The 19,977-nt window shown below is 63.0% G+C and carries 20 protein-coding genes; 7 read left to right on the top strand and 13 right to left on the bottom strand.

Features of this window, described 5'->3' with window-relative positions; translation table 11 throughout:
* Nucleotides 1-9 precede the first annotated feature (9 nt).
* Complete coding sequence (locus tag KTR60_RS14390; protein WP_003944901.1) at nt 10-1,221, top strand: phosphoglycerate kinase; 1,212 nt, start codon at nt 10-12, stop codon at nt 1,219-1,221.
* 6 nt (nt 1,222-1,227) lie between these two features.
* On the top strand, nt 1,228-2,013 hold the full coding sequence (gene tpiA, locus KTR60_RS14395) for a triose-phosphate isomerase (protein WP_042445664.1): 786 nt from the start codon (nt 1,228-1,230) through the stop codon (nt 2,011-2,013).
* An 89-nt stretch (nt 2,014-2,102) separates the two neighbouring features.
* Here the strand turns inward: tpiA and KTR60_RS14400 are convergent, their stop codons facing one another.
* A complete protein-coding gene (locus KTR60_RS14400; protein WP_228402248.1) occupies nt 2,103-2,873 on the bottom strand; it encodes a tyrosine-protein phosphatase in 771 nt (256 codons plus the stop codon).
* A 209-nt stretch (nt 2,874-3,082) separates the two neighbouring features.
* Between KTR60_RS14400 and secG the strand changes: the two genes are divergently transcribed.
* The 3 genes from secG (at nt 3,083) to KTR60_RS14415 (ending at nt 7,084) form a co-directional block, all read left to right on the top strand.
* Nucleotides 3,083-3,316, top strand: a complete 234-nt coding sequence (gene secG, locus KTR60_RS14405; RefSeq protein WP_003944946.1) for a preprotein translocase subunit SecG — start codon at nt 3,083-3,085, stop codon at nt 3,314-3,316.
* A 103-nt stretch (nt 3,317-3,419) separates the two neighbouring features.
* Complete coding sequence (ppc, locus tag KTR60_RS14410; protein WP_228402249.1) at nt 3,420-6,194, top strand: phosphoenolpyruvate carboxylase; 2,775 nt, start codon at nt 3,420-3,422, stop codon at nt 6,192-6,194.
* Between the two features lie 104 nt (nt 6,195-6,298).
* Nucleotides 6,299-7,084: an oxidoreductase gene (locus KTR60_RS14415; protein ID WP_047270389.1), complete on the top strand. Its 786-nt coding sequence runs from the start codon at nt 6,299-6,301 to the stop codon at nt 7,082-7,084.
* On the opposite strand, the gene KTR60_RS14420 is transcribed toward KTR60_RS14415, so the two are convergent.
* The 11 genes from KTR60_RS14420 to tkt all read right to left on the bottom strand — a co-directional run bounded on the left by KTR60_RS14420 (nt 7,071) and on the right by tkt (nt 17,280).
* Entirely contained in the window at nt 7,071-7,583 is a 513-nt protein-coding gene (locus KTR60_RS14420) for a hypothetical protein (protein ID WP_225320373.1), read from the bottom strand. The two genes, KTR60_RS14415 and KTR60_RS14420, sit on opposite strands and share 14 nt — an antisense overlap.
* Before the next feature lie 172 nt (nt 7,584-7,755).
* Nucleotides 7,756-8,004, bottom strand: a complete 249-nt coding sequence (locus KTR60_RS14425; protein WP_207624530.1) for a hypothetical protein — start codon at nt 8,002-8,004, stop codon at nt 7,756-7,758.
* A 134-nt stretch (nt 8,005-8,138) separates the two neighbouring features.
* Nucleotides 8,139-8,459 carry a TfoX/Sxy family protein gene (locus KTR60_RS14430; protein WP_003944891.1) on the bottom strand — a complete coding sequence of 107 codons (321 nt, stop codon included), beginning with the start codon at nt 8,457-8,459 and terminating at the stop codon, nt 8,139-8,141.
* A 27-nt stretch (nt 8,460-8,486) separates the two neighbouring features.
* A complete protein-coding gene (locus KTR60_RS14435; protein ID WP_003944997.1) occupies nt 8,487-9,209 on the bottom strand; it encodes an AAA family ATPase in 723 nt (240 codons plus the stop codon).
* A 32-nt stretch (nt 9,210-9,241) separates the two neighbouring features.
* Nucleotides 9,242-9,586, bottom strand: a complete 345-nt coding sequence (locus tag KTR60_RS14440; RefSeq protein ID WP_047270391.1) for an iron chaperone — start codon at nt 9,584-9,586, stop codon at nt 9,242-9,244.
* 25 nt (nt 9,587-9,611) lie between these two features.
* Nucleotides 9,612-10,532 (bottom strand): SDR family oxidoreductase, encoded by a 921-nt coding sequence (locus tag KTR60_RS14445; protein ID WP_047270392.1) that lies wholly within the window; start codon nt 10,530-10,532, stop codon nt 9,612-9,614.
* A gap of 325 nt (nt 10,533-10,857) precedes the next feature.
* Nucleotides 10,858-11,598 (bottom strand): 6-phosphogluconolactonase, encoded by a 741-nt coding sequence (pgl, locus tag KTR60_RS14450; protein ID WP_003944853.1) that lies wholly within the window; start codon nt 11,596-11,598, stop codon nt 10,858-10,860.
* Complete coding sequence (opcA, locus tag KTR60_RS14455; protein ID WP_003944921.1) at nt 11,591-12,499, bottom strand: glucose-6-phosphate dehydrogenase assembly protein OpcA; 909 nt, start codon at nt 12,497-12,499, stop codon at nt 11,591-11,593. Before opcA ends, pgl begins: the two co-directional genes overlap by 8 nt.
* Nucleotides 12,499-14,043, bottom strand: coding sequence for a glucose-6-phosphate dehydrogenase (gene zwf / locus KTR60_RS14460; RefSeq protein ID WP_030536404.1), 1,545 nt, complete (start codon nt 14,041-14,043; stop codon nt 12,499-12,501). Before zwf ends, opcA begins: the two co-directional genes overlap by 1 nt.
* Nucleotides 14,044-14,047: 4 nt before the next feature.
* Nucleotides 14,048-15,172: a transaldolase gene (tal, locus tag KTR60_RS14465; RefSeq protein ID WP_065352937.1), complete on the bottom strand. Its 1,125-nt coding sequence runs from the start codon at nt 15,170-15,172 to the stop codon at nt 14,048-14,050.
* Between the two features lie 5 nt (nt 15,173-15,177).
* On the bottom strand, nt 15,178-17,280 hold the full coding sequence (gene tkt, locus KTR60_RS14470; protein WP_003944976.1) for a transketolase: 2,103 nt from the start codon (nt 17,278-17,280) through the stop codon (nt 15,178-15,180).
* 201 nt (nt 17,281-17,481) lie between these two features.
* Here tkt and KTR60_RS14475 point away from each other — a divergent pair, with 201 nt between their 5' ends.
* Nucleotides 17,482-18,465 carry a heme o synthase gene (locus tag KTR60_RS14475; protein ID WP_003944994.1) on the top strand — a complete coding sequence of 328 codons (984 nt, stop codon included), beginning with the start codon at nt 17,482-17,484 and terminating at the stop codon, nt 18,463-18,465.
* A 56-nt stretch (nt 18,466-18,521) separates the two neighbouring features.
* On the opposite strand, the gene KTR60_RS14480 is transcribed toward KTR60_RS14475, so the two are convergent.
* The gene (locus KTR60_RS14480; RefSeq protein WP_042445639.1) at nt 18,522-19,487 is read right to left on the bottom strand and encodes a quinone oxidoreductase family protein; all 966 of its coding nucleotides are present in this window, start codon (nt 19,485-19,487) and stop codon (nt 18,522-18,524) included.
* Nucleotides 19,488-19,570: 83 nt separating this feature from the next.
* On the opposite strand from KTR60_RS14480, the gene KTR60_RS14485 reads away from it, so the two are divergent.
* Nucleotides 19,571-19,933: a hypothetical protein gene (locus KTR60_RS14485; protein WP_003945032.1), complete on the top strand. Its 363-nt coding sequence runs from the start codon at nt 19,571-19,573 to the stop codon at nt 19,931-19,933.
* The last annotated feature ends 44 nt before the right edge of the window (nt 19,934-19,977 follow it).

Raw genomic sequence — 19,977 nt, forward strand, 5'->3', positions numbered from 1 at the left:
TCGATAACAGTGGCAGTTCAGACGCTGAAGGATCTGCTGGACGCTGGGGTCGAAGGGCGCACCGTACTGGTGCGTTCCGATCTCAACGTCCCGTTGGATGGCGGAGAAATCACGGACCCGGGTCGCATCGTCGCGTCCGCTCCCACCCTGCGGGCACTTGCCGAGGGTGGAGCGAAGGTCATCGTGACCGCGCACCTCGGGCGCCCCGACGGTCAGCCCGATCCCAAGTTCTCCCTCGCACCGGTTGCCGCGAAGTTGGCCGAAATCCTCGGTCGCAACGTGCAACTCGCCGGTGACGTCGTGGGACAGGACGCGCTGGCTCGTTCCGAAGGACTCACCGATGGTGACGTCCTGATGCTCGAGAACATCCGTTTCGACCCTCGCGAGACCAGCAAGGACGAAGCCGAGCGGGTCAAGCTCGCCAAGGCTCTCGTCGAGCTGGTCGGTGACGACGGCGCATTCGTCTCCGACGGATTCGGTGTTGTTCACCGTAAGCAGGCGTCGGTCTTCGACGTCGCGAAGCTGCTCCCGCATTACGCCGGATACCTGGTCGGCGCCGAGGTCGAGGTGCTCGCCAAGCTCACGCAGGACGCAGCGCGTCCGTACGCGGTGGTGCTCGGTGGCTCCAAGGTCTCGGACAAGCTGGCCGTCATCGAGGCACTGGCGCCGAAGGTCGACACTCTGGTGATCGGCGGCGGAATGTTCTACACGTTCCTCGCGGCTCAGGGTGTGTCCGTGGGCAATTCGCTGTGTGAAGAGTCCATGATCGAGACCTGCAAGGATCTCCTCGACCGGTACGCCGACGTCATCCACATCCCTCAGGATGTTGTCGTCGCGGACTCCTTCTCGGCCGATGCCGAGTCGAAGATCGTTCCGTTCGACAAGATTCCCGACGGCTGGATGGGTCTGGACATCGGGCCGGAGTCGGTCAAGCGCTTTGCCGCGATCCTGACCGGCGCCAAGACGGTGTTCTGGAACGGCCCGATGGGCGTGTTCGAGTTCCCGAAGTTCGAGGCAGGCACCCGCGGTGTCGCCGAGGCAATCGTGGAGGCAACCGAGAAGGGCGCCTTCAGCGTCGTCGGCGGCGGCGACTCCGCAGCAGCCGTTCGTCAGCTCGGTATCCCGGACGAGGGCTTCTCGCACATTTCCACCGGTGGTGGCGCTTCCCTCGAGTACCTCGAGGGCAAAGAGCTGCCTGGCATCGCAGTACTGGAAGGCTGATCCGACATGGCACGTAAGCCGTTGATCGCCGGCAACTGGAAGATGAATCTGAACCACCTCGAGGCTATCGCCCTGGTGCAGAAGATCGCTTTCTCCTTGCCTGCGAAGTACTTCGACAAAGTGGACGTCACGGTCATCCCGCCGTTCACCGACATCCGAAGCGTCCAGACGCTGATCGAGGGCGACAAGCTCCTCCTCACGTACGGCGCGCAAGATGTCTCGGCTCATGACTCGGGTGCGTTCACGGGCGAGATCAGCGGCTCCATGCTGGCCAAGCTCGGTTGCACCTTCGTCGTGGTCGGTCACTCCGAGCGTCGCACCCTTCACGGTGAGACCAACGAGACCGTCCTCGCGAAGACGAAGGCTGCTCTCAAGAACGGCCTCACGCCGATCGTGTGCATCGGCGAAGGCCTCGAGATCCGCGAAGCGGGCGAGCATGTCGCCTACAACGTCGACCAGCTCAAGGGTTCGTTGGCGGGCCTGAGTGCGGAGGAGATCTCCAAGATCGTCATCGCGTACGAACCTGTCTGGGCCATCGGCACCGGCCGTGTCGCTTCTGCCGCCGATGCACAGGAAGTGTGTGCTGCGGTACGAGCAACAGTGGCCGAACTTGCCGACGCCGAGGTCGCGGCCGGCGTTCGCGTTCTGTACGGCGGTAGCGTCAGCTCCAAGAACGTCGGAGAGATCGTCGGCCAGACCGACGTCGACGGCGCTCTTGTCGGCGGCGCGTCACTCAAGGCTGACGAGTTCGCGACACTGTCTGCGATCGCTGCAGGCGGTCCACTCCCGTGATGATCGGGTAGTGAGCTGAAACTGCTCGAGACTAAGACTGCGGGTGTGTGACCGAGTAGGTCACACGCCCGCAGTTTTTTGTTCGCGAGTCAGCTCAGGAGTTTGGTTTTCAGAGCGCCGACGAGTTCGGGAGCAAGCTCCAACCCGGAGGTCAGATAGTTCTCGACGGTCCCGTAGTGGTGCTCGACCTGCTCGAAGGCAGCGCCCAGGTAACTCGCGTCGACGGAAAGCAGCAACCGGATCACCTCGCCCTTGTCTGCATCTGTGGCAGCGGCGATCTTCGCGACTGTTGCATCGATGTACTCGGCCGAGTACGTGTTCGTGAGCAGGTAGTCCGCCGTGATCGTTTCGCGCGGTACACCAGCGAGTGTCTGCAGTAGTGCTGCCGCCCAACCTGTTCGGTCCTTGCCCGCCGTGCAGTGGAAGAGTTGCGGCCCCTCAGTGGTCGCCAGGGCGGCGAACAACTGCGAAAATCCGTTCCGAGTGACGGGGTCTGCGACAAAGCTGCGATTGATGTTCTGCATGAAAGCTGTTGCAGCGTCCGCTGTTCGGAGAGCCATCGCTTCGGCGTGGATGTTTCCGGACAGGATGGGAATGTGGGCGTACATCGCCGGCGCCGGCACGATGTCGGGAGTTTCGTTCGCCTCGGTTTCGGAGCGCACGTCATAGACGGCGGTCAGCCCCAGCGATTCCACGATTGCAAGATCCTCGGGCGAGGGCGTCAGTACGTTTGCACGGTAGAAGACTCCGCGGCTCATCGCCTGTCCGCTGGTCGTGACGTACCCGGGGCCGGCCACGTCGCGGAAGTTGTGAATCGAAGCCAGACGTGGTGTGTCGGGCAGGGCAGTGTCGGAAAGCATGGAGCCGGCCTTTCGGAGGTAGAGTCGCGTCAACTGAAAAACTACTGAATCGGTATCTCGACAGTGTGATCGATGCCACTGACCAAGAGTCGTGCCTGGCCGGGTGCAAAGTTATGTGCGAGGCGGGTATGTGGTCAGGCTATCTGCGCGCGCCTGTATGGTGTTATCGGTTGTAGTTGTCCCTATTGGATTGGTGGACGTAGACAGACATGAAACTGTTCCTGGATATCCTGCTGGTCATCACCAGCTTGCTCCTCATCGCCTTGGTGCTCCTGCATCGCGGTAAGGGCGGCGGTTTGTCGAGTCTGTTCGGTGGCGGTGTCCAGTCCAGCCTGTCCGGATCGACTGTTGTCGAGAAGAACCTCGACCGGTTGACGGTCTTCACCGCGTTGATCTGGCTCATTTCGATCGTCGGCATCGGCCTGGAGATCAAGTTCGCCTGATTCTCGGCTCATGACTTACAGCCGGTAGTTTTTCACACACGAATTTCAGACACGGAACCCCGCCTATCGAGCGGGGTTCTTTGTTTCGGTCGATAATTGTGTGATGACTGAAACCGCGTCGCATCGAGAAACACCGCGAGAGGCCACCGAGCCGCTGCGCGAAGACATCCGGCTTCTCGGCGGAATACTCGGACAAATAGTGCGAGAGCAAGCCGGCGACAATGTGTTCGATCTGGTCGAGCGAGCCCGTGTCGAGTCGTTCCGAGTCCGTCGTTCGGAGATCGATCGCGCCGAACTGGTGTCGCTGTTCGCCGAAATCAGTACGGACGACGCCATTCCCGTCATCCGGGCGTTCAGTCACTTCGCACTGCTCGCCAACCTGGCCGAGGACATCCATCGCGAGCGTCGACGGGCCATCCACGTCAATGCGGGGGAACCGCCCCGCGACAGCACTCTCGCGGCCACGTACACCAAACTTGATGCAGCCGATATCGATTCGGCCACCGTCGAAGAAGCGCTGCGGGGCGCCCTGGTCTCACCCGTCATCACCGCTCACCCGACGGAGACTCGACGCCGTACGGTGTTCGAGACGCAGAGTCGGATCACCGAGTTGATGCGATACCGCGAGCGCACGGCGCTGAGCGTCGCAGAAACCGCTGATGTCGATCTGCAATTGCGCCGTCAGATCCTGACCCTGTGGCAGACGGCTCTGATCCGGCTCAGCCGCCTCCGCATCCAGGATGAAATCGAGGTAGGCCTGCGCTACTACGACGCAGCGTTGTTCGAGGTGATTCCGAAGATCAACGCCGAGGTTCGCAAAGCTCTGCGCACTCGTTGGCCGGACGCCGGGCTCCTGCCGGAACCGATCCTGAGGCCGGGTTCGTGGATCGGCGGTGACCGAGACGGCAATCCGTACGTGACCGGCGAAATCGTCCAGCGCGCCACGTCGCGCGCTGCGGCGACTGCTCTCGAGCATCACCTCGAGGAACTCGAACATCTCGAGCGTGAACTGTCGATGTCGGCGCGGCTGGTTTCCGTCACGCCCGAACTCGATCTGCTGGCGTCTACCTCCGGCGACGACTCTGCCTTCAGGGCCGACGAGCCGTACCGTCGCGCGATTCGCGGTATCCGCGGGCGCTTGAGCGCCACAGCACTGACGGTACTGGGGGAGTTGCCCGCCCACGGGTCCGACGACGGACTCGAGGCGTACACCGACCCGGCACAGTTGCAGCGGGATCTCGGAATCATCGACACCTCGTTGCGTCGTTTCGGTGACGAGACCATCGCCGACGATCGACTCGATCGGCTCCGAGAAGCGGTGGAGGTGTTCGGCTTTCACCTGTCCGGTCTGGACATGCGGCAGAACTCCGAGGTACACGAAAGCGTCGTCGCAGAACTTCTGGCGTGGGCCGGAGTTCACCCGGACTACGCGTCCTTGCCGGAAGCCGATCGAGTCGAATTGCTGTCGGCCGAGTTGATGACGCGGCGACCACTGACTTCGCCGGACGCCGAGTTCAGCGAATTGACCACCAAGGAACTGGCCATCATGGCGGCCGGTGCCAAGGCAGTGCGGGTTCTCGGAGCGGGTGCGGTACCCAACTACATCATCAGCATGTGTACCTCGGTCAGTGACATGCTCGAGGCTGCAGTGCTGCTCAAAGAGGTCGGGGTGCTCGATCCGGGCGTCGGTAGCGAGCCCTCGTGCCCGATCGGCATCGTGCCGTTGTTCGAGACGATCGAGGATCTGCAGGGCGGCGCCGACACATTGCTGGCGACGCTCGACATCCCGATCTATCGTGCGATCGTCCGTTCCCGTGGTGACAGTCAAGAAGTGATGCTCGGGTACTCCGACTCGAACAAGGACGGCGGGTACCTGGCAGCCAACTGGGCGCTGTACCGTGCCGAACTCGACCTCGTCGATGCCGCGCGTAAGAGCGGAATCAGGTTGAGGCTCTTCCACGGCCGCGGCGGAACCGTCGGACGTGGCGGCGGACCGAGTTACGAAGCGATTCTGGCTCAGCCTCCCGGTGCAGTCGCTGGTTCTCTGCGAATCACCGAGCAGGGTGAGGTGATTGCGGCCAAGTACGCCGAACCGCGTCTGGCACATCGCAACCTCGAAACACTCATCGCCGCGACTATCGAGTCGACGTTGCTCGACGTCGAAGGACTCGGCAGCGATGCCGACGCTGCCTACGCGGTACTGGACGAGCTCGCGGCCCTCGCCCGCACCGCGTACAGCGAATTAGTGCACGACACACCAGGATTCGTGCAGTACTTCGAAGCGTCGACACCGGTCGCCGAGATCGGGGCACTCAACATCGGCTCTCGTCCGGCCTCGCGCAAGCAGACCAAGGCGATCTCCGACCTGCGAGCGATTCCCTGGGTGCTCTCGTGGAGTCAGTCTCGCGTGATGCTTCCGGGTTGGTACGGAACCGGCGCCGCGTTCGAACGATGGATCGACGGAGACGACACTCGGCTTGCCACGTTGACGGCCCTGTACGAGAAGTGGCCGTTCTTCCGAACCGTGCTCTCGAACATGGCCATGGTGATGTCGAAGTCGGATCTCGGTTTGGCGGCCCGGTACGCGGACCTCGTGCCCGACGCCGAACTGCGCGATCGAGTCTTCGGAATGATCACCGACGAGCACGAACGCACAATTCGCATGTACAAGGCAATCACGGGCAACGAGAACCTCTTCGCCGACAACTCGGGCCTCGAGCGTTCGGTCCACAACCGGTTCCCGTACCTCGAACCTCTCAACCATCTACAGGTCGAGCTGATCCGTCGGTACCGTTCCGGCGACGAGAGCGATCAGGTGCGTCGGGGTATCCAGCTGACGATGAACGGCCTGGCCACTGCGCTTCGTAACAGTGGCTAGGTAACAGCGGCTGGTTCTGCAGGTTTACCAGGGTGTGCGTGCGGCGACTCTAGAGCTGTCGCACGCACACCCAACGCTGCGCACCGGACCGAACGGGGACCGCAGTGGATCTGCAATTGGACGGACGAACTGCCGTCGTTACCGGCGCGGGAAAAGGTATCGGGTTGGCGATCACTCGGGCCTTGGTGGCCGAGGGAGTCCACGTCGTCGCGGGCTCGCGGACGCTCTCGCCGGAACTCGAATCGCTGCAGTCCGGCGGCGCCGTCACCTTTGTCGGCGTCGACCTCGCGAGTGTCGAAGGATCAACCCGACTGCTCGAGGTTGCAGCAGTGAGGGGCGGCGTCGACATCCTGGTCAACAACGTCGGGGCCGTCACCCCGAGAACGAGCGGTTTCGCGGCCATCACAGACCAAGAGTGGGCGGCGTCGTTCAATCTGACGTTCTTGTCGGCTGTACGCACTGTTCGCGCTGCGCTGCCGGAGTTGATCCGCCGAGGTGGCGGGAGCATCGTGACGATCAGTTCGGTCAACGCATTCTTACCTGACCCCACGGTGATCGACTACAGCGCCGCCAAAGCGGCGTTGACCAACTTCTCGAAGTCGTTGTCGAAAGAACTGGGCGGGCAGGGGATCCGCGTCAATACCGTCAGCCCTGGCCCGGTGCAAACGGAGTTGTGGCTCGGCAAGCACGGAGTGGCCTCGACGCTGGCGAAGGCGAGTGGATCAGCCGCCGGCGACATCGTCGAAAGCGCCGCGGCCGGAGCCGAGACTGGGCGGTTCACCTTCCCCGAAGAGGTTGCCGACCTGGTGTTGTTCCTCGCCAGCGATCGTGCGGGGAACGTGACAGGCGCGGATTTCGTGATCGACGGCGGTCTGATCAAGACCTTGTGATCATTGCTGCCTGAAACCTGATCATGTGCGCGACGGTCGACGACGTGATGCACAGGATCACTGCGGCCGCGATGACCACCCACAGTCCCCACCCGATGGACGGTCCGGCAGTGTGCCCTGCGAACTCGGTACTACGTCGCACGATGGACGCGGCGTTTCCGACGGCAACGATCAAGACCGCGATTCCGACCAAAGGGCCGGTGCAGTGATTCTTGATCTCGGGCGTGACGTCTCGAACCATGAGGGTGATCAGCGCGGTCACCGCGCAGAGAGCGAGGACGAGAGTGATCACTCCGCATTCGTCGATACCACTGTGGTCCAGTGCGGAGGATGACGTCCACGGGCCGAGGCTTCCGGCGACGATCCCGGCGCACGCCCAGAGCGATCCGATGAGGCTAGGTCCGAAACGGTCGGGCATGAGGGAGGGAATTGCGCGGGTCGACGGCGTCTGAAACCCGAAGGCGCGTTGGTGATCCGGCTGATTGGGTGTGAACGTCACGCGACGGACCACCTTTCCTCCGCGGCGTCGAGCCGCCCAATCCAATGCTTTTCCGGAGTCTAAGGGCCGCCCAGTTCACTTTTGCCGAATCGAGCGAAATTGATCGAACCGGCGCTAGGGCTCGAGCAACTCGGCGTGAGAATATTCGTTGCGGCCCGCACCGACGAGGCGCTTACTGATCAAACGGCGTCGTGAACGACACTGGTTTGCCGGCGGCGCGCGCGTACGCGATCTCTCGGCGCGTGGACTCACCGATGTATCCGCGAGGGTTGACGACCAGAACCCGATCGGCGAGGTCGATCTTGCGCAGATGGAGCGCGTCGAGCAGGTTCTTCTGCTCGACAGAGACCGCCTCGTCTGCTTCAACCGGCGCGACGACGATCACGCCCGCGAACGTCAGGTCGCGGTTCGCCTCCCGCATCTCTTCAGCGAATCGCGCAGAGCCGCAGATACAGACAATCTCAGGTCGATCGGGCACGGTTCAGTCTCTCATCGACGCGAGAGCCCGCGGCCACACCAGTCTCGTCAGATATCTTCGGCAACGCACCCCAGCTGTCAGTGAACGAAGTCCAGAGCTTCCTTGATCCACGCGTTGAATTCGACGTTCGAACTCGTCCCGGTTCGGTCGACGACGATCCATCCCTTGCTCATCGGCTTACCCCGCATCTCGGGCCAGCTTGCACCCTTGTGCGTCAGAAGCTCGTCGACTCGATCGGGGTCACACCGAACCATGATGTTGCCGTGTGAGTTCGCACTGGCGGCCAGCTTCCCGTTCACCATGAAGCTCAGCCCACCGAACATCTTTACTTCCTCGACGTCGTCCTCGCCCGAGAGCGCATCGCGGATACGCTCAGCCAGCGCTTTGTCGTATGCCATGGAGGCCTCCTGGGGTGGAGTTCCAGGTTAGATCAGATGGCGCAGGTACGTGTGCGGGTCGTGAAGGAACCGCTGCCAGTTCGAGACCAGATCGAGGTCCTCCCAGCTCGAGGCTCGGATTCCCCATTCGCCGATCTCGAGCAGGTTGGCGTTCGGCAGCGCCGCGATGATCGGCGAGTGCGTCGCGATCACCGCCTGCGCGCCGGATTCCACCAGCTCGCCGAGCAGCGCGGCCAGTGTCAGGGTCCCCTGGAAGGAGAGTGCGGCATCGGGTTCGTCGATGAGATAGAAGCCGCCGTCGGAGGTCCTCGACGACAGGATCTCGAGCAGCGCCTCACCGTGGGAGAGGTGATGGTAAAGCGGTTCAGGTCGCTTGGGATTGGGGTTGTCCTCCAAGTACGTGTACAAACCGTGCAGGGTTTCGTCTCGGAGGTAGTACGCCCACTTCGATGCTCCGGGACTCCGTTCGAGCACAAGGTCGAGGCCGCCCGGTTCACTCGATCGAGTCTGATGCCGCGTATTGGTCGACCCGCCTTCGGCGTTGAGACCGAGAACGGCGGCAATAATTTCGATGACGGTCGACTTTCCCGCTCCGTTTTCGCCGACCAGAATGGTGACACCCGGTGGTAGCTCGAGACCGTGCTGAACGATCTGCGCGACTGCAGGCACCGTCATCGGCCAGCTGCCTACGTCGGCGCCCGACGATGGCCCGGCCTTGATGCGGCGGATGGGTTGTCTCTGCACGGCCATACGTTCTCACAAGGCTCCGACGAGAACGGACGTTAGTGGCGCTGCGCGAGCAATTCGACGATCTGAGCCACGAGATCGAGAGGGATCGGTTTGTTCAGCGGGAACTTCACCGTTGATTTCGCAGCCCGGTAAGGGTCGACGGACTTCTCGAACTCGGCGTCACCCGCCGGGAGCGGGTACATCGAGATGTGGTTCTTCCAGCCTGCGAAGTGAATCAGGTTCTTTCCGTGCACCGTCATGGTCGGCATCTGATAGCTGATGGTCTCATCGAGGCCTGGAACCGTGTTGTGAATCGTCTCGCGAATACTCTCGAGGGCTGGTTGCACGTCGGTGGGAAACGAAGCGATGTATTCGTCGATCGTCGCGAATTCGGCCATGCGCGGATCATAATCGCAGCCGGATTCATTTGGTCCGCCAGAAATCGGGGCGGCTGCCGTCCGCGTCGGTGAACCCGTATTCCGTTCCGAGTTCGCCTGAACTGACCGATCGCTGATTCCATCGCTGTCGATTCGGATCGGCAGCGATGGCCGCGATCGCACGTCCGATGAATCTTGGTGACTCGGAGCGTGCGAAATCCGCGGGCGCAGTCGGACCATCCCGCTCCGACAACAGAGCGTCACGCCAATTCGATTCGCCGACACCGAAATTGTCGAGCATCATCTCCGATCGCAGGAACCCGGGAGTGATGGCGACGGCAGTACATCCGAACGGGGCAAGTTCGTGGCCTTGCGAAAATGCGAGCCTGTTCACGGACACCTTGGCCAAGTCGTAGAACACCGAGATGCGATAGTTCGATGCGTTGTATTCGGTAGTGCCATCGGTTATTTCGGCGACCAGTCCGCCCGGCCGATCAGTCATGAGCGGCAGGAGGTGGTGCGACGTGGTGATGTGGGTGTCGATTGCCAGACGCAAGATGTGAAACCCCTTGTCCAGATCGTGTTCCCATACCGGCGTGTTCCACTCCGCGGGCCCACCCTTGAGTAATTCCGCGCCCCAGATGTCGTTGACCAAGATGTCGATATGGTGATAGTCGATTCGCAAGCGTTCGGCGAGATCAGCCACTTGTTTGCTCTTGAGATGATCGACGGCAATCGGCACGCCGACGCCACCCAGCTCCGTGACCAGCTCTGCCGTCTCTTCGATGGTCTCTCCGCGCGGATAGTCCGACTGAAGAATTCCGGCAGATGTGCTCCGGCCAGTGCAGATGACGGTTGCACCGGCCTCGCCCAAGGCCGCGGCGATTCCGCGTCCGGCGCCCCTCGTCGCCCCGGCAACTACAGCCACTCGCCCGCGAAGTGCGTCCGGATTCGGTGTCCACGACATTGTTCGATTGTTCTCGCCTGGATTGCTTCGTTCAAGAGTGAACGCGATCTGCGGAACCGAACCTTACTTCGCGGCGTCCAAGGTAGTAATCATTCGGATGAAGGAGGCAGGGGGAGAGATGAATCGTTGTGTGGGGCGCAGTGCTGGTTGGAGAAACGGAATCTCGGGATTGAGTTCCGTTCCGTCAAAAGGAAATTCGCATCGGATCCGGACTCGGCGGGTAGTCGAAAGTCGCCACGGTGAGAAAGTCGTCGACGTACCACCAAGCCGGGAATCGCCGGAAGACGATTCCCGACCGGTGTGAAATCAGATCTGTGAAATCAGATCAGGGAAGCTGCGAGGCAGCGTCCGTATCGAGGAACCAACGTGTCGCAACCAAACCGGTGGCGCCGGCGGACGGCCAGTCGTCGGCCGAAGCACCTCCGACGGCTTTGGCAACGGCCTCGGCCTTTGCAGCACCCGAGACGAGCAGCCAGACCTCTTTGGCTCGCCGAACAGCAGGCAACGTGAGGGTGATCCGCACCGGTGGTGGCTTGGGGGAGTCCGTCACCGCGACTACGAAACGCGCTTCTTCGCGAACGGCGTCGGTGTGCGGGAACAACGAGTTGACGTGTCCTTCGCCGCCCATACCGAGCAGGTGCACGTCGAACGTCGGAACCTGATTCCCGTGTGCCTGAGCGCCCAGCAGTTGTTCGTACGCCGTCGCCGCCCCGTGTGGATCACCGTCGTAGATACCGTCGGATGCGGCCATCGCATGTACCCTGTCGGGATCGACCGGCACATGATCGAGAAGCGCCTCACGTGCTTGCACTTCGTTCCGCTCGGGATCGCCGGACGGCAGGAACCGTTCGTCGCCCCAGTACAGATCGATCTGCGACCAGTCGATGTCGCCGGGAGCTTCACGCAACTTCTCGAGAAGTGCGATGCCGGTTCCACCGCCAGTCAGCACGATGGACGCAAACCCGCGAGCCTTCTGGGCATCGACGATGGTCGTGACCAGGCGTGCGGCGGCAGCGTCGACAAGTTGGCCGGCGTCGGAAAACTTCTCCACGACAACATCACTCATAGGTCACCTTCTCCAATCCGGCCAGAGCTTCTTCGTAGATCTCGTCCGGATCGAGCCGACGCAATTCCTCGGCGAGGCAATCGCGTGTCTCTCGACGACCCAGAGAAACCAGCGCGTCAGGCTGACCGGTGCGGATCAACGTAGCGGTCGTGCCCTCCTGCGGACGACTGATGGAGATACTGCGGGTCTCGAGCTTCAACTCGACCGTCAGCTCACCCGTACGCCGAATGACCGGACCGTCGATCTTGGCCGCCAACCAACCGGCGAGAATATCCAGTGCCGGTTCGGTTTTGAGACCGGAGACCACCGCTGAGGTGATCTTCTCGTGCGGCGGCTGATCGAGAGCCGATGCGAGGAGCGCGCGCCAGTAGGTGACGCGACTCCAGGCGAGATCGGTATCGCCGGCTGTGTACGACGCGAGTCGCCCCTTGATGGTGGCGGTCGGATCGGGGGCGCCGGTGGCATCGGTGATGCGCCGTATCGCGAGCTTCCCGACGGGATCCTTGGCCGGAATCTCGGGTGCCTCGAGGGGCCACCACGCGACTACCGGTGTATCGGGGAGCAGGAACGGGATGACGACGCTGCTCTCGTGATCCGCAAGCGGACCGTAGAGACGCAGCACGACAACCTCCGAGGCGCCGGCGTCCCCGCCGACACGGATCTGAGCATCGAGCCTGGGCTCACTCTGCTCGTCGCCACGCAGGAGCACGATGACGCGGCAAGGGTGCTCGCGGCTGGCTTCGTTGGCGGCCTCGATGGCTTCCTCGGCATTCCCGGTGTCCCTGGTGCAGACGACGAGCGTCAGCACTCGCCCCAAGGTGACAGCGCCGCCGGTCTTACGCACCTCGACCAGTTTCTTGCTGACCTGGACCGTGGTGGTGGAGGGCAAATCGAGAATCACTAGGGTCGCCTCCATTCGCGTCCGGTGCGTTGCATCATTTCGTCCGCAGACGGTGGTCCCCACGTTCCAGCCTCGTAGGGTTCCGGCTTGCCGCCGGCTGCCCAGTGTTCGAGGACGGGATCGAGGATTTCCCAAGACAATTCGACTTCGGCGTTGACCGGGAAGAGGGACGGCTCACCGAGCAACACGTCGAGAATGAGTCGCTCGTACGCCTCCGGTGACGACTCGGTGAAAGCCTGGCCGTACGAGAAGTCCATGTTGACGTCACGGACTTCCATGCTCGATCCGGGAACCTTCGAACCGAACCGCATGGTGACACCCTCGTCGGGCTGCACGCGGATGACCAGAGCGTTCTGGCCGAGGTCTTCGGTCATCGTCTTGTCGAACGGTAGGTGCGGTGCACGTTTGAACACCACCGCGATCTCGGTGACACGGCGTCCGAGTCGTTTGCCCGTGCGCAGGTAGAACGGCACACCCGCCCAGCGGCGGGTGTCGACCTCGAGGGTGATGGCGGCAAAGGTCTCCGTGATGGAGTCCGCTGCGAAGCCGTCTTCTTCGAGGAGCCCGACCACCGGCAGCCCACCCTGCCAGCCGCCCGCGTACTGGCCGCGTGCGGTGGTCTCGTCGAGGGGCTCGGCAAGGCGAGTGGCCGAGAGGACCTTGATCTTCTCCGCCTGCAGATTGAGCGGCTCGAAGCTGATGGGTTCTTCCATCGCCGTGAACGCGAGCAACTGCAGCAGGTGGTTCTGGATCACGTCACGGGCCGCGCCGATGCCGTCGTAGTACCCGGCGCGTCCACCGAGGCCGATGTCCTCGGCCATCGTGATCTGAACGTGGTCGACGTAGTGCGCGTTCCAGATCGGATCGAACAACTGGTTCGCGAAGCGCAGAGCCAGAATGTTCTGGACGGTTTCCTTACCGAGGTAGTGGTCGATACGGAAGACCGTGTCCTCGGGGAACACCTTGTTGACGACGGCGTTCAGTTCGCGAGCGCTCTCGAGGTCGTGGCCGAACGGCTTCTCGATGACGACTCGTCGCCACTGACCGTCCTCGGCCTGCGCGAGGCCCGACGCCGACAGTTGCTCGAGCACCTGAGGAAACGCGTTGGGCGGAATCGCAAGGTAGAAACCGTGATTGCCGCCGATACCACGTTCGTTGTCGAGCGTGGCCAACGTGTCGGACAGGTTCTGGAAGGCCTCGGCCTCGTCGAAACTGCCCTCCACGAACCGGATACCTTCGGCGAGCCTCTCCCAGACGTCCTGACGGAACTTGGTGCGAGCGCCGTCCTTGACTGCTTCGAGGACGACGTTCGTGAAGTCCTCGTCCGTCCAGTCACGCCGGGCGAACCCGACCAGAGCGAATCCGGGCGGCAACAGTCCACGGTTGGCGAGGTCGTAGATGGCGGGCATGAGCTTGCGCCTGGCAAGGTCGCCGGTAACACCGAAAATCACCAGGGCGCAGGGCCCCGCAATGTGCGGAAGCCGTTTGTCGGTGCTGTCCCGAAGGGGATTCACCCAATCTGATGCCGCCGCGGAATCGCTCACAGGCTCAGCTCTTCTGGGTTGCTGCGCGGAGCTGCTCGGCGGTTGCGTCGAGCAACTCGTTCCAGGACACCTCGAACTTGTCGACGCCCTCTGTCTCGAGGACCTTGAACACGTCCGCAAGATCGATGCCGACTGCAGCGAGCTGATCGAAGACCGCCTGCGACTCCTGAGCGGTGCCCGAGATCGTGTCGCCGGTGATCTCGCCATGGTCGGCGAGGGCGTCGAGCGTCTTCTCCGGCATAGTGTTGACCGTGTTCGGCGCGATCAACTCGGTGACGTAGAGAGTGTCGGGGTAATCCGGGTTCTTCACGCCGGTCGACGCCCACAGCGGACGCTGAGCCTTGGCGCCGTCGGCCAGAAGAGCCTGGAAGCGCGGCTGCACCTCGAAGATCTGCTGGTACGCGTTGTACGCCAGACGCGCGTTTGCGAGTGCAGCCTTGCCACGAAGCTCGAGGGCTTCCGGCGTGCCGATTGCCGTGAGGCGGTTGTCGATCTCGGAATCCACGCGGGAGACGAAGAACGAGGCGACCGACTCGATGGACGAGATGTCGCGGCCGGCAGCCTTGGCGGTGTCCAGACCTTCCAGGTATGCGCCCATGACTGCCTCGTAGCGCTCGACCGAGAAGATCAAGGTGACGTTGACGCTGATGCCCTCACCGATCACCTTGGCGATGGCGGGAATGCCTGCCAGCGTCGCGGGGATCTTGATCAGGACGTTCGGGCGATCGACGATCTTGTGCAGCTCGATCGCCTGCGCGACGGTGGCGTCGGTGTCGTGTGCCAGGCGAGGGTCGACTTCGATGGACACGCGGCCGTCGACGCCGTTCGACGCCTCGAACTGCGGAGCCAGGATGTCGCACGCTGCACGCACGTCGTCGGTGGTCACCGCGGTGATGGTGGCGTCGACATCGGCGCCGCCCTGTGCGAGCTCACGGACCTGAGCGTCGTACGCCGATCCCTTGGACAGTGCCGCCTGGAAGATCGACGGGTTGGTCGTGACACCCACGATCGACTTCGTGTCGATGAGGTTCTGCAGGTTGCCGGACTGGATGCGATCCCGCGAGAGGTCGTCGAGCCAGATGGAAACGCCTGCAGCGGAGAGCTTTTCGGTATTCACGTTCTGTGTCATCGAGATCATCCCTTCACAGCTGCGAGGGAGCGCTGCGCGGCTTCGACAGTCGCGTCGGCAGTGATGCCGAACTCCCGGAACAAGGTCTTGTAATCGGCGGAAGCGCCGTAGTGCTCGAGCGAGACGGCCTGACCGGCGTCGCCGAGGATGCGCCACCACGGCATCGCGATGCCGGCTTCGACGGACACACGCGCGCGCACGGCGGGCGGAATGACCTCGTCGCGGTACGCCTGATCCTGCTCGAGGAACCAATCGAGGCACGGCACGGAAACGACGCGGGTTGCGACGCCCTGAGCTTCGAGGGTTTCGCGAGCCTCGGTGGCCAGATGCAGTTCGGAACCGGTCGCCAGCAAGATGACCTCGGGCGAACCGTTGGCTGCGTCGACGAGGACGTAAGCGCCGCGCTTGACACCCTCGGCAGCCTTCTCCTTGGTGCCTTCGAGAACCGGGATGTCCTGGCGCGTGAGTGCCAGAGCCGTCGGGCCCGTCTTGTTCTCGAGTGCTGCCTGCCATGCGAAAGAGGTCTCGTTGGCGTCACCCGGGCGGACGACGGCGAGGTTCGGGATCGCACGAAGAGCAGCGAGGTGCTCGACCGGCTGGTGGGTCGGGCCGTCTTCGCCGAGACCGATGGAGTCGTGGGTCCAGACGTAGGTGACGGCAGTCTTCATCAGTGCGGCCAGGCGAACCGCCGGACGCATGTAGTCGGAGAAGACCATGAAGGTTCCGCCGTACGGGCGGGTGGGTCCGTGAAGCGCGATGCCGTTGAGGATCGAGCCCATCGCGTGCTCGCGGATGCCGAAGTGGAGCGTGCGGCCGTAAGGCTGCGCATTCCAGTCGTTTGTGGAGATGGAGAACGGGCCGAACGAATCTGCGCCCTTGATGGTGGTGTTGTTGCTGCCGGCGAGGTCGGCGGAGCCGCCCCACAGCTCGGGCAGGATCGGTCCGAGCGCGTTGAGCGCCGAACCGGAGGCCTTGCGAGTCGCAACGCCCTTGGCGTCGGCCTCGTAGGTCGGGAGAGCGTCGGCCCAGCCGGCAGGGAACTCACCGGCGAACAGGCGGTCGAAGAGTTCCTTGCGCTCGGTCTCACGTGCAGCCCACGCGTCGAACTCGACCTGCCATGCCTTGCGTGCGTCGGCGCCGCGGGAGACGACCTCACGGGCGTGAGCCAGGGCGTCGGCGTCGACGTCGAAGGACTTGGCCGGATCGAAGCCGAGGGCTTCCTTGACCGCTGCAACTTCGTCGGCACCGAGAGCGGAGCCGTGGACGTCGCCGGTGTTCATCTTCTTCGGAGCCGGGAAACCGATGATGGTGCGGAGCAAGATGATGGAGGGACGATCGACGACGGCCTTGGCCGCGGCAACCGCGTCGAGGATGCCGGAGACGTTCTCGCCACCTTCGACGTGCTGAACGTGCCAGCCGTATGCCTCGTATCGCTTTCCGACGTCTTCGCCGAGAGCGATGGTGGTGTCGTGCTCGATGGAGATCTTGTTGTCGTCGTAGAAGACGATGAGGTTGCCCAGTTCCTGGACACCGGCGAGAGACGAGGCCTCGGACGTAACGCCTTCTTCGATGTCACCGTCGGACGCGATCACGTAGATGTGATGGTCGAAGGGGGAGGAGCCGACCGGGGTCTCCGGATCGAACAACCCACGCTCACGACGCGCAGCCATCGCCATACCGACTGCGGACGCAAGGCCCTGGCCCAGCGGACCGGTGGTCATCTCGACGCCGACGGTGTGGCCGACCTCGGGGTGGCCGGGGGTCAGTGCGCCCCACGTGCGGAGAGCTTCGAGGTCAGCGAGCTCGAGACCGTAGCCCGACAGGTAGAGCTGGGTGTACAGCGTCAAGGATGAATGGCCACAGGAGAGAACGAAGCGGTCACGGCCGACCCATTCTGCATCCGAAGGATCGTGGCGCATGACGCGCTGGAAGAGGGTGTATGCCAACGGCGCCAAGCTCATTGCAGTTCCGGGATGGCCGTTGCCGACCTTCTGAACCGCGTCGGCGGCGAGCACGCGGGCGGTATCGACAGCCTTGGTGTCCAGGTCGGTCCAGTCCGAGGGGTGGACGGGTTGCGTGAGGACGTGGATCTCGTCTGTGATCGACACTGGCAGATGTCTCCTGACATGGTGTACGTGGATTGCGAGGGTGGGGTGTCCCTCCACTGCGTAACCCAGCCTAATGGTCCTGGCTGTCCGGGTCGATTCGGTTCCTCAATGGCTGCGGTCTACCATCGTTCGTAGTAGAGAACAGTGTCAGCAGTGTGTCGTGAAGAGTTAGTGCGGTAACGCGTGGTGCAAGGAGAGAACGTGCGGACAGGGCAACAGCCGAGCGGACATGGCTTCGGCAGCCCAGGTGCCGCCCCGCGGGCGACCAATACCGATACGGTGTGGGGTCGCGCAACGGGCAAGGTTCTGGCTTATATCGCGCTCACGAAGCCGCGAGTGATCGAATTGCTGTTGGTGGCAACCATTCCGGCAATGCTGTTGGCCGATCGCGGAACAGTCGACATCGTTCTGATCCTCAGCACCCTCTTCGGTGGCTGGATGGGCGCGGCGAGTGCGAACTCGCTCAACTGCGTCGTCGACGCCGACATCGACAAGGTCATGAAGCGCACGGCGAAGCGTCCGCTGGCCCGCGAGGCGGTGCCGACGCGCAACGCGCTCGTCTTCGGGCTCCTTCTCGGACTCGCGTCGTTCCTGTGGCTGTGGTGGCGAGCCAACCTCTTGGCCGGCATCCTCGTCGTGATCACGATCGCGTTCTACGTCCTCATCTACACGATGGTTCTCAAGCGTCGTACCTGGCAGAACGTCATCTGGGGTGGCGCAGCCGGATGTATGCCCGTCCTCGTGGGCTGGGCCGCTGTCACCGGGTCGCTGAGCTGGCAGCCCGTCGTGCTGTTCCTGATCATCTTCTTCTGGACGCCGCCGCACACCTGGGCGCTGGCGATGCGATACAAAGAGGACTACAAAGCTGCCGGTGTTCCCATGCTTCCGGTGATCGCCACCGAAGAGCACGTCACCAAGCAGATTCTGTTCTACAGCTGGGCAATGGTCGTCACGACGCTTGTCCTCGTCCCCGCGTCGGGCGTCATCTACGCCGCAATCACCATCGTCGCCGGTGCGTGGTTCCTGCTCATGGCACATCAGCTGTACCGCAGCGTTCGCGGTGGTGCTCAGGTCAAACCGCTCCGCCTGTTCCTGCAGTCCAACAACTATCTTGCGATCGTGTTCGTCGGCCTCGCTGTCGACTCGGTTCTCGGACTGCAGACGATCAGCGACATGCTCAGCTGATTCTGCTGTGCGCCTTTATTAACCGCGGGCGGTTAATAAAGGCGCACAGCACTTCGCTAGGGGATCAGAACGATCGACCCGGTCGTTGCTCTACCTTCCAGATCCCGATGGGCTGTTGCCGCGTCGGCGAGGGGATACTCGGCGCCGACGCGAATATCGAGTTTCCCGGCCGCAATGGCGTCGAAGACATCGCCGGCACGCCAGGTCAGTTCCTCTCGAGTGCGAATGTGATGCGCGAGCGTCGGACGCGTCAGGAACAGCGAACCCGACGAATTGAGCCGCTGCGGATCGACAGGCGGAACCGGTCCACTGGCCGCACCGAACAAAGCGACCGTGCCGCGGATGCGCACGGAAGCCAAGCTCGAATCAAAAGTTGTCGCACCGACGCCGTCGTATGCCGCCGCTACTCCTTCGCCGCCGGTCAACTCCCGGACTCGCGCTGCGATGTCCTCGTCGTACCGCAGGACCTCCGCGGCGCCCGCGCCACGCGAGAGTTCTTCCTTTGCATCCGATGACACAGTCGTGATGACCTTCGCCCCGAGGCTGACGGCCATCTGCGTCAGGATCAACCCGACGCCGCCCGCGCCTGCGTGCACGAGCACGGTGTCGCCGCTCTGGATCGGATACGTCGACTTCGCGAGGTAGTGCGCCGTCATCCCCTGCAGGAGCGCCGACGCTGCGGCCGATGCCGGGACACCGTCAGGCACTTTCACTGCGACTGCGGCGGGAACAGCCACCTTCTCGGCATAGCTGCCAGTGGCAGCGGCCCACGCGACCCGGTCGCCCACGGAGAATTCGGAGACGTCGGAGCCGACAGCTTCGACGACACCGCTGCCCTCGTCGCCGGGAATGTAGGGGAGCGGACGCTTGTACTGGCCCATTCGGAAGTACGTGTCGATGAAATTGATGCCGATCGCTTCGGTCTTGACGAGTAGATCGCCTGGGCCGGGTGTCGGTTCGGGTTGTTCGGTCAGAGTCAGAACGTCTGGTCCGCCGGTCTCGGTCACGTAGATGGCTCGCATGGTTTCTGTTCTACACCCGAGGCGGCCGACGCTCAGTCCATGCCTGGTGTCGCTTCCGGGCTACCGACCAGTATTGTCGAGTCATGAGCACCGATACCGAGAAGTCGGACGCCACCCCGTCCGCGCCGGAACTGCCGAAGTCCACGGTGAACGCCATCACCAAGTTCGTCGCCGAGCACGGCGGCTCCGCCAGCGCCGTCATCCAGCCGGTCGGCCTGGCCGGCGTTCGCATCACCCTCGTAGGTGCCGACGGCATCCTCGGTGATCAGGTCGTCGAGGACCTCGCCACGGCAAACGCGGTCGTCGCGTCCTTCGACAACGTCACCGTCGCCGAGTGGGAGCGCGAACTGACGAGCATCGTCACCCCGCAGGAAGGCCATTTCAAGAAGATGGCCGGTTGGGTCGCCAACCAGACTCGGTTCCCGAAAGCTCGCAACGAATCCTGAAATGACGTGTGGGGCGTAGGAACACCTTTTGGTGTTCCTACGCC

The sequence above is a fragment of the Rhodococcus sp. C1 genome (assembly GCF_020809065.1).
GTDB classification, from domain to species: domain Bacteria; phylum Actinomycetota; class Actinomycetes; order Mycobacteriales; family Mycobacteriaceae; genus Rhodococcus_F; species Rhodococcus_F qingshengii.

Coding starts and splice junctions, on each gene's coding strand:
- tpiA (WP_042445664.1), top strand. CDS start 1,228: ATGGCACGTAAGCCGTTGATCGCCGGCAACTGGAAGATGAATCTGAAC.
- KTR60_RS14400 (WP_228402248.1), bottom strand. CDS start 2,873: ATGCTTTCCGACACTGCCCTGCCCGACACACCACGTCTGGCTTCGATT.
- secG (WP_003944946.1), top strand. CDS start 3,083: ATGAAACTGTTCCTGGATATCCTGCTGGTCATCACCAGCTTGCTCCTC.
- ppc (WP_228402249.1), top strand. CDS start 3,420: ATGACTGAAACCGCGTCGCATCGAGAAACACCGCGAGAGGCCACCGAG.
- KTR60_RS14425 (WP_207624530.1), bottom strand. CDS start 8,004: ATGCGGGAGGCGAACCGCGACCTGACGTTCGCGGGCGTGATCGTCGTC.
- KTR60_RS14430 (WP_003944891.1), bottom strand. CDS start 8,459: ATGGCATACGACAAAGCGCTGGCTGAGCGTATCCGCGATGCGCTCTCG.
- KTR60_RS14435 (WP_003944997.1), bottom strand. CDS start 9,209: ATGGCCGTGCAGAGACAACCCATCCGCCGCATCAAGGCCGGGCCATCG.
- KTR60_RS14440 (WP_047270391.1), bottom strand. CDS start 9,586: ATGGCCGAATTCGCGACGATCGACGAATACATCGCTTCGTTTCCCACC.
- KTR60_RS14445 (WP_047270392.1), bottom strand. CDS start 10,532: ATGTCGTGGACACCGAATCCGGACGCACTTCGCGGGCGAGTGGCTGTA.
- pgl (WP_003944853.1), bottom strand. CDS start 11,598: ATGAGTGATGTTGTCGTGGAGAAGTTTTCCGACGCCGGCCAACTTGTC.
- tal (WP_065352937.1), bottom strand. CDS start 15,172: ATGACACAGAACGTGAATACCGAAAAGCTCTCCGCTGCAGGCGTTTCC.
- KTR60_RS14480 (WP_042445639.1), bottom strand. CDS start 19,487: ATGCGAGCCATCTACGTGACCGAGACCGGCGGACCAGACGTTCTGACT.
- KTR60_RS14485 (WP_003945032.1), top strand. CDS start 19,571: ATGAGCACCGATACCGAGAAGTCGGACGCCACCCCGTCCGCGCCGGAA.